The sequence below is a fragment of the Pseudomonas sp. GW821-FHT02A08 genome (assembly GCF_059422045.1).
Window position 1 is genome coordinate 109,367 of the sequence record NZ_JBWKWD010000019.1, and the last position, 8,672, is coordinate 118,038.

Consider the following 8,672-nt stretch of genomic DNA (forward strand, 5'->3'; position numbering starts at 1 on the left):
CCAGGTTTTGATGCGGATCAGGACTTGGGATCGTCGTCCTTCCAGGGAGCCGAGAGGTAGCGGGTGCGGTTGAACGTCTCAAGCCACTCCGGACAAAACACCACCAGCGCACTGACGATCATGCCGTTGATAAACGCTTCGGGAAAAATGATCAGCCACAGGTAGCCGACAAAATCCTCAAGCCAGTACGGCATCTCGAAACGCTCGTCGAACCACAGCAACCATAGCGCCAGCAGCAGGCACAGCAACGCCGACAGCGCCGCCGCAAAGAAGCCGGACACGAAGATATACACAAAGGGACTTCGCGGCTGAGCACGCTCCACCAGGATCGCGCAGCACTCGGTGACCAGCACCGGCAGCGCAATCAACAGCGCGCCATTGACCCCGACCGCCGCCAGGTCCTGTCGGTCGAGCAACACCAGCCCCGTTTGCGCCACCAACCCGCCGACCAGCGCCAGCGGCCAGTCCAGCAGCAGCGTCACCGCTGTCATGCCGATGAAGTGGTAAGACACGCCGGTATCAAAGTCGCGCCGCACCAGCCACAACAGAAACAGCGCAAACACCGTTCCAAACAGCAGATGCTGACGACGGCTGTCGGTGAACAGTTCAACCCACGGCGTGCGACAGATCGCCCAGATCAACACCGGCACATAGATCAGCCAGCCGACCGCAAGGGTTTGCGATGACAGCAACTCTGCACCGATCATGGCTACGCGCGCCTCCCAGGCGAAGAACAACAGACGCTCAGTCTACACCGCCGCTCGCCTGCCCTTCGACTTCAAGCCCAATGCCGCGGATCGTTCATCACCGCGTCATGTTCGGCGAACAGCTTCGGTAGCTCTGACTTGAGAAAGTCCACCCAGGTGCGGACCTTGGCATCGAGAAAATGACGCGAAGGATACAGCGCATACACATTGCGTTCGCGCAGGCGCCATGCAGGTAACACGCGCAGCAAAGTGCCGTCGCTCAAGGGCCGCGTCGCAGTGTAGAACGGCAGCAGGCTGATGCCCATGCCCGCCTCCGAAGCCTTGACCATCGACTCGGCAACATTGCACTGAAAGGTCTTGGCCGGGCTGACGGCGTGCTCGCCCTGCTCGTCCTGGAAAATCCATTGATCGCTGTACAACGGGTCGAGCATGCGCAGGCACTGATGATCGCTCAGCGCCAGCGGCTGCTGCGGCACACCCCGGCGGTGCAGGTAGTCCGGGGAGGCACAGGGTACGCTGTAGATCTGCCCGATGGCCTGCGCAACCATTTGCGAGTCTGCCAGTTCGGGCGCTATTGAAATCACCACATCGTGCCCTTCCTCCAGCGGATCGGGATTACGCTGCGACAAGGTCAATTCGAACACAACATCGGGATAAAGCTCGCTGTAGCGGGCGATCAACGGCGTGAGCAGCACACCCAGGCCGTTCATGCTGTGCACCCGCAGGCGTCCGGCCGGATTGATATGAGCGCCACGGGCCTCGGCGGTCGCCTCATCCATGGCATCGACGATTTGCCGGCTGCGCAGCAGGAAGCGCTCGCCGGCGTCGGTCAGGCTCAAGCGCCGCGTGGTGCGTTGCAGCAGTCGCGCTTGTACATGCTCCTCCAGATCCGCCACCAATCGGGATACCTGCGCGGTCGACAGATCCAGCGCATCGGCAGCCCCGGTGAAACTGGCGCAGTCCACCACCCGGATGAACACGCGCAAGTTGTTAAGCACATCCATAAGCCCTCCTCGGGCGATGACTGTTACGTTTTATGTAAGGCTGCATCCGCCGTTCGCCCCTTTATCCGTCGGTGGCAAAGACTAAAATTCAGACATCAGAACCGACACGGAGCACACCATCATGAAAACGTTGATCAGCCTGTTGCTGACCGTCATCGCCACCTCGGCCATGGCCGCTGACAACGAGCCCCTTGCAGTCCTGTACAACCCGGCGCAGCCACTGGACATCGCCAAGGTGGTTTCCGTGTCGGACACGGCGACCGCGTGCGGGGTTGTACCGGCGACCATGGAGTATGTCGATCATCAGGGCCAGACCCACCGCGTGACCTACAACGTCATCGGTGATTGCACCAGCAACCTGTGATCAATGGGCTCACAGCAGGGTCCAGGTGTAGCTGAGGATCAAGCGGTTCTCGTCGATATCACTGCGGTAGTTGGAACGCGCCATCGCGTTGCGCACACGGATGCCAAGGCCTTTGAGGCTACCGCTCTGCAACACATAGCCGATGTCCAGGTCACGCTCGCGATCCTTGCCTTCAAAGCCCTTGCCGGTATCGACATTGTTGCCGCTGATGTAGCGCACGGTGCTGGTCAGCCCCGGTACGCCGAGCGCCGCGAAGTCGTAGTCGTAGCGCGCCTGCCAGGAACGTTCATCGGTGGAGGCGAACTCGTAGGTCGGCACTTCGTTGCCCAGTGGTGAGATGTTGGCAAACACCCGTGGGAACGCACTGTCACCGAACATGCCCTGATAGCCGACGTAAAATGTATGACCGCCACGCTTGGCCGACAGCAACGAGAAGAACGCCTGGTTGTCGATGTTGCCCAGCAGTTTCTTGCCGTCCTCGCGCGAATCGTAGTAGCCGAGGTTGGCGCCGAGGATCCAGTCGCCCACCGGCTCACTGTGCTTTAAACCCAGAAAACGCTGGTTGTAGATATCTTCCAGTTGCCCGTACCAGGCGCTGACCGAGCTGCGCTTGTCGTTGAAGACATAATCAGCGCCGGCAAAATTGAAACCGTCACTGCTGACCTGGCGCTGCGGCACGTGACCCAGCATCGCTTGCATCTTTTCGTCGCCCGCCTCGTTGCGCAGGCTGGTTGAACTCAAGTGACCACCCTGCAGCGTCAGGCCATTGATCTCGTTGGAGGTGATGCTTGCGCCCTGATAACTCGGCGGCAGCAGGCGAATATCGCTGAATGCCAACACCGGTAGATTGGGTTGCAGTTCACCGACTTTCAGCTCGGTTTTGGAGTAACGCATCTTCAACGCGCCTTCCAGGCGGCTGTAGTTGTCCGCCGCGCGGCCGTCGCTCTGCACCGGCAGCAAACCGGTATTGGTCCGGTCCGGGGCGCTGTCGAGCTTGAGGCCGAGCAAGCCGATGACGTCCACCCCAAACCCGACGGTGCCCTGGGTGTATCCGGACTTCACGTTGAGGATGAAACCCTGGGCCCACTCTTGCGCCTTCGATTGCTGGTTGGCGCCGACGATGTCGGAATAGTCGCGGCTGAAGTAGTAATTGCGCGCTTGCAACGTCGCGGTGGTGTCTTCGACAAAGCCGGTTTCAGCCGCCATCGCACCAGTGGAAAAACTCGAGACGACAGCCAGGGACAACGCCGAACCGGTTGTTGGGAGAATCTGTTTCATCGTTTTTCTCTTATTGTTATTGATCGACTGATTGAAGGACTTCAGTTGCAGTGGAATTGCGAAGGGAAACGGGACGACGGGCGCTCAACAGCACATGGGTGGCCATGCCGAAAATCAGCCCCCAAAATGCCGCGGACAAACCGAACAACGACATGCCCGACGCAGTGACCAGAAAGGTCACCAGCGCGGCTTCGCGATCGCTCGGCACAGCCATCGCTCCCGTCAACGCGCCGGCAATGGCGGCGAACAGGGCCAGCCCGGCCAGCGCCGCGACCAGCTCTTTGGGGAACGCTGAAAACAGCGAGACCAGCGTGGCGCCGAAGATCCCCAACAGCAGGTAGCACAGGCCGCCGACGACCCCGGCCACGTAGCGTTTGCAAGGATTTTCGTGGGCTTCGCGACCGGTGCAGATCGCCGCGGTGATCGCCGCCAGATTCAGTCCATGGCAACCGAACGGCGCCAGCAGTGCCGTGCCCAGCGCGCTACTGGCGATGATCGGGCTCGCCGGCGTTGGGTATCCGCTGGCCCGCAGCACCGCCATGCCGGGCACGAACTGACCGGTCAGCGCCACCATCACCAGCGGCAAGGCGATGTTCAGGATCGCGCCGAGGCTGAACTCGGGCGTGATCCACACTGGCGTGGCCAGGCCGATCACCAGCGCTTCACGATGCAAGTCACCGGTGGCCGCGGCAATCGAACAGCCCACCAGCAGCACCACCATCACCGCATAACGTGGCATCACCCGCTTGCAGATCAGGTAGCAGGCAAACATCGCCAGGACCGGCAACGGCTTGTGCTGCATCGACACGAACAAGCCGGTGCCGAAACTGAACAGGATCCCCGCCAGCATCGCCGCCGCGATGGCGGCGGGCAGCTTGCTGATGACCCGGTCGAAAGCCCCCGAGATGCCGACCACGAAAATGATCAGGCTGCTGACCAGATAAGCCCCCACCGCCTCTGCCATGGAGATGTCCGGCAACAGCGTCACCAGCAACGCCGAGCCAGGCGCCGACCAGGCAATGATCACCGGAACGCGGTAGCGCAGGCTCAAACCGATACCGAGCACGGCGCTGCCAATTGAGATCGCCCAGATCCAGGACGACAACACTTCCCGCGAAAGATGTGCCGCTTCTGCCGCCTGAAAGATGATCACCAACGGGCCGGCATAGGAAATCACCGTGGCAATGAATCCAGCCACGGCGGCCGACAACGAAAAGTCCTGGAAAAACGCTTTCATGATTCAGGCACCGGTCGCTGACAACGCTGGGCTGACGCCGGCAGCGCTGCGTCGGCTGCTGATGGCGAACACGGTCATGGCCAGGGCCGCCACCGCACCGGGCAAGGCAAACGCCATGAAGTTCAGTTGCAGGGGCAGGCTGATCCCGAGCAAGGCACCGCCCAGCAGCGGACCGACGATGGCCCCGTTGCGCCCGATGCCCGAGGCCCAGCCCAGACCGGTCGATCGAATCGTCATGGAGTAAAACTGCGCCGCGCAGGCGTACAAAAGAATCTGCGAGCCAATGGTGGTGGCACCCGCAATGGCGATCAGCAGGTACAACACCGGCATCGGGCTGTTGAAGCCCAGCAGAGTGATCGACACCGCCGCCATGGCGAAAAACACCGCCAACACTCTCGGCAGATTGAGTTTGTCACCCAGCACCCCGCCGCCGACCGCACCGAAAATCGCCCCGAAGTTCAACACCAGCAGGAACGACAGACTCGAACCCAGGCTGTAACCGGCGTTGGCCATCAGTTTCGGCAGCCAGGAACTCAGCGCGTACACCATCAACAGGCAACAGAAAAACGCCAGCCACAGCATCAGCGTGCGCAGCGCACGGCCTTCACGGAACAACTGCAACACCGGGGTGCCCGTGCCTTTCACTTCGGCCATGTGCAATTGATCGGACGTTTGCGCGACGTAGGCCGGATCAATCCGCTCAAGAATATTGCGCGCCTCTTCATTACGTCCCTGACGCATCATGAAGCCCACCGATTCGGGCAGGAAATACATGATCAGCGGCAACAACAGCAACGGCAGGATCGCCACGTAAAACACCGACTGCCAGCCGAAACTCGGGATCAGCACAATGCCCAGCCCGGCGGACAGCATGCCGCCCACCGAATAACCGCTGAACATGATCGCGACCAGCGTGCTGCGGATTTTTTTCGGCGCGTACTCGTTCATCAGCGCCACGACGTTAGGCATCACGCCGCCAATGCCGAGCCCGGCAATGAAGCGACAGAGGCCGAACTCGGTGGGGTTTCGGGCGAAACCATTGAGCACGGTGAAACCGCTGAAGAGCATCACGCAGATCGTGATGGCTTTCTTGCGGCCGATCTTGTCCGACAGCGGTCCGAAGAACAGTGCGCCGAACATCATGCCGAACAGTGCATAACTGCCCAGTGCACCGGCTTGCAAAGGACTGAGCCCCCATTCTTTCATCAGCATCGGCAAGACCACGCCGTAGATCACCAGATCGTAGCCGTCGAAGATGATGATCAGGGCACACCAGAACAGCACCATCCAGTGAAAGCGGTTGAAACGAGCGTTGTCGATAACCTCATGTACGTCGATCTTGCGCATGGCATATATCTCTTGTTGTTGTTTTTTCAGAGCGGCGGTAACACGGCTTACGTCCGTACAGCCGAGGGTAGAGCCGCCCGATACGAGGCAATATCCAGCGCGCGCAGACCACTATCCATTTTGTGCAGGGCCCTGAAACGGGCATGGGAACGGAAGGCATTGAGCCTCTGCGACAAATTGTCTTCTTTGCGATCACATTTGAACGCTAAGCTTGGGCCTATGGATGACTCAGATTATTTACGCCTGCTGACCATCGCGGCCGAGCAAGCCAACGCGTTCCTGTCCAACGCCCGCAAATGGGAGCGTGAGCGTTGGGTTTGCCAGCGCCTGCTGCAAGGCTTGAACATTCCCTATCGCGCCGATGAGTTCGCCCCCGCCGGGGAGCCGCCGGATGTGTTGTTTCGCGATGCCAGTTTCGAGGTGTTCTTCGTGCTCGACGAAGGCCGGCGCCTCAACGATGAATGGCGCGACGAACTGCAACGCCGACGCAGCGCGTTTTCCCTGAGCCAACTGGTGCGCCGCGAGGCCAAGCCACGACGCATCCCCGCCAACGAGTTCTTGCTGCGATTGGCGCCGACCTTGCGCAAAAAAGCGCACAACTACAAAGAACGCGGCATGGATCTGGGTGAGCTGGACATCATTGCCTTCGCCAGCCTCAAACGCGAAGTGCTGGACCTGAACAGCCATTTCCCGCCGCCGACCGAATACCTGCGCCAGGGCTGGCGTTCACTGTCCTTGGTGGGGCCAACGTTCGCCCGTGTGCTGTTCGCTCACCCGGATGCGCCGGACTTCTTGCGCAGCAACCTGGGGCGCAGCATTGTTTTTGATGTCGGGATCAGCCTGTGAGGCTCGAGCCTTTCCCCGGTCAACAGCTAAGCTCCGTTCACAGCTGAATAATTTCCCTGTAGCTTCTACTCATTCAGCAACGTCTACCCCTGACGAGGCCCGATATGACCAGCCGCCTGAACCCCGACGACCAAAAGCATGTCGAAGAGTACCTGCAACTGTCCCAGCACCGAGTCGAGCGCCGGCCATTCCGGCCGTGGATGCTCCTGGTGCTGGTGCTGGCAGTGACCATTGGTCTGGGCCTGTTGAGCCGACTTATCAGTTACCTGACGCTATGAGCTGCCTTGCGCTCGCTTGGGTAACGACGACAAAGATTTCTTTTAGCCTTGCGAGTTATCCCCATGTCCCATCGTATTGTCATTGTCGGCGGCGGCGCCGGCGGTCTGGAGTTGGCTACCCGTCTGGGTAAGACTCTGGGCAAGCGTGGCACGGCCAACGTGATGCTGGTCGACGCTAACCTGACCCACATCTGGAAACCGTTGTTGCACGAAGTGGCGGCCGGTTCCCTTAACTCTTCCGAAGACGAACTCAACTATGTGGCCCAGGCCAAATGGAACCACTTCGAGTTCCAACTGGGACGCATGAGCGGGCTCGATCGCGCGAAGAAAAAAATCCAGCTGGCCGCCACCTATGACGAAGCAGGTCTGGAGCTTGTACCGGCCCGCGAAGTGCCTTACGACTCGCTGGTGATCTCCGTCGGCAGCACCACCAACGATTTCGGCACCCAGGGCGCGGCGCAACACTGCCTGTTCCTCGACACCCGCAAACAGGCCGAGCGATTCCACCAGCAACTGCTCAATCACTATTTGCGCGCTCACGCAGGGCAAACCGACACGATCGAGCAAATCAGCGTGGCCATCGTCGGCGCCGGTGCCACCGGAGTAGAACTGGCCGCCGAACTGCACAACGCCGCCCACGAATTGGCAGCCTATGGCCTGGACCGGATCAAACCGGAAAACATGCACATCACCCTGATCGAAGCCGGTCCAAGGGTGTTGCCGGCGCTGCCGGAGCGCATTGGCGGACCTGTGCATAAAACCCTGGAGAAACTCGGGGTCAACGTCATGACCAATGCCGCTGTCAGCGAAGTGACGGCCGACAGCCTGATCACCGCCGACGGCAACGAAATCAAGGCCAGCCTGAAAGTCTGGGCCGCGGGGATTCGCGCACCGGGTTTCCTCAAGGACATCGATGGCCTGGAAACCAACCGCATCAATCAGCTGCAAGTGCTGCCGACCCTGCAAACCACCCGTGACGAGAACATCTTCGCCTTCGGTGACTGCGCCGCCTGCCCGCAACCGGGCAGCGACCGCAATGTGCCGCCACGTGCACAGGCCGCTCACCAGCAGGCTTCGTTGCTGGCCAAATCGCTGAAACTGCGCATTGAAGGCAAGGCACTGCCGGAGTACAAGTACACCGACTATGGCTCGCTGATCTCGCTGTCGCGTTTTTCGGCTGTGGGTAACCTGATGGGCAACCTCACCGGCAGCGTGATGCTCGAAGGCTGGCTGGCGCGGATGTTCTACGTGTCGCTGTACCGCATGCACCAGATGGCGCTGTACGGGCCGTTCCGAACGGCGATGCTGATGTTGGGCAGCAAGATCGGGCGCGGTACCGAGCCACGGCTGAAGCTGCACTGATGTAAACCTGTGGGAGCGAGCTTGCTCGCGATGGCGTCCTTTCTGTCGATATCAATGTCGCCAGATCACACCGTCATCGCGAGCAAGCTCGCTCCCACAGGGTTTTGCGGCACGCCCAGTATTATCGAAGGCAAAAAAAATCCCCGTATCTTTCGATACGAGGATTTTTAATATGGTCGGGGTAAGGGGATTCGAACTCCTGACATCCTGCTCCCAAAGCAGGCGCGCTACCGGACTGCGCTATACCCC

The 8,672-nt window shown here is 60.3% G+C and carries 9 protein-coding genes; 4 read left to right on the top strand and 5 right to left on the bottom strand.

Features of this window, described 5'->3' with window-relative positions; genetic code table 11:
* Positions 1 to 17 precede the first annotated feature (17 nt).
* Both AC07W4_RS15460 and AC07W4_RS15465 read right to left on the bottom strand, forming a co-directional pair.
* Complete coding sequence (locus AC07W4_RS15460) at positions 18 to 707, bottom strand: energy-coupling factor ABC transporter permease (RefSeq protein ID WP_008052101.1); 690 nt, start codon at positions 705 to 707, stop codon at positions 18 to 20.
* Between the two features lie 71 nt (positions 708 to 778).
* The gene (locus AC07W4_RS15465; RefSeq protein WP_495032994.1) at positions 779 to 1,711 is read right to left on the bottom strand and encodes a LysR family transcriptional regulator; all 933 of its coding nucleotides are present in this window, start codon (positions 1,709 to 1,711) and stop codon (positions 779 to 781) included.
* 121 nt (positions 1,712 to 1,832) lie between these two features.
* Here AC07W4_RS15465 and AC07W4_RS15470 point away from each other — a divergent pair, with 121 nt between their 5' ends.
* Complete coding sequence (locus AC07W4_RS15470; protein ID WP_008052099.1) at positions 1,833 to 2,075, top strand: DUF2790 domain-containing protein; 243 nt, start codon at positions 1,833 to 1,835, stop codon at positions 2,073 to 2,075.
* Between the two features lie 9 nt (positions 2,076 to 2,084).
* Here AC07W4_RS15470 and AC07W4_RS15475 read toward each other — a convergent pair whose 3' ends face one another.
* The 3 genes from AC07W4_RS15475 to AC07W4_RS15485 are packed head-to-tail and all read right to left on the bottom strand — an operon-like array spanning position 2,085 to position 5,937.
* Complete coding sequence (locus AC07W4_RS15475) at positions 2,085 to 3,353, bottom strand: OprD family porin (RefSeq protein ID WP_495032995.1); 1,269 nt, start codon at positions 3,351 to 3,353, stop codon at positions 2,085 to 2,087.
* A 16-nt stretch (positions 3,354 to 3,369) separates the two neighbouring features.
* Positions 3,370 to 4,590 (bottom strand): benzoate/H(+) symporter BenE family transporter, encoded by a 1,221-nt coding sequence (locus AC07W4_RS15480; RefSeq protein ID WP_495032996.1) that lies wholly within the window; start codon positions 4,588 to 4,590, stop codon positions 3,370 to 3,372.
* A 3-nt stretch (positions 4,591 to 4,593) separates the two neighbouring features.
* Positions 4,594 to 5,937: an aromatic acid/H+ symport family MFS transporter gene (locus tag AC07W4_RS15485; RefSeq protein WP_495032997.1), complete on the bottom strand. Its 1,344-nt coding sequence runs from the start codon at positions 5,935 to 5,937 to the stop codon at positions 4,594 to 4,596.
* A 219-nt stretch (positions 5,938 to 6,156) separates the two neighbouring features.
* Here AC07W4_RS15485 and AC07W4_RS15490 point away from each other — a divergent pair, with 219 nt between their 5' ends.
* The 3 genes from AC07W4_RS15490 to AC07W4_RS15500 all read left to right on the top strand — a co-directional run bounded on the left by AC07W4_RS15490 (position 6,157) and on the right by AC07W4_RS15500 (position 8,423).
* Positions 6,157 to 6,783 (top strand): DUF1780 domain-containing protein, encoded by a 627-nt coding sequence (locus AC07W4_RS15490; RefSeq protein WP_007970534.1) that lies wholly within the window; start codon positions 6,157 to 6,159, stop codon positions 6,781 to 6,783.
* Positions 6,784 to 6,887: 104 nt separating this feature from the next.
* Positions 6,888 to 7,061, top strand: coding sequence for a DUF3094 family protein (locus tag AC07W4_RS15495; protein WP_007996394.1), 174 nt, complete (start codon positions 6,888 to 6,890; stop codon positions 7,059 to 7,061).
* A 63-nt stretch (positions 7,062 to 7,124) separates the two neighbouring features.
* Positions 7,125 to 8,423 carry an NAD(P)/FAD-dependent oxidoreductase gene (locus tag AC07W4_RS15500; RefSeq protein WP_008052095.1) on the top strand — a complete coding sequence of 433 codons (1,299 nt, stop codon included), beginning with the start codon at positions 7,125 to 7,127 and terminating at the stop codon, positions 8,421 to 8,423.
* Positions 8,424 to 8,672: the final 249 nt, after the last annotated feature.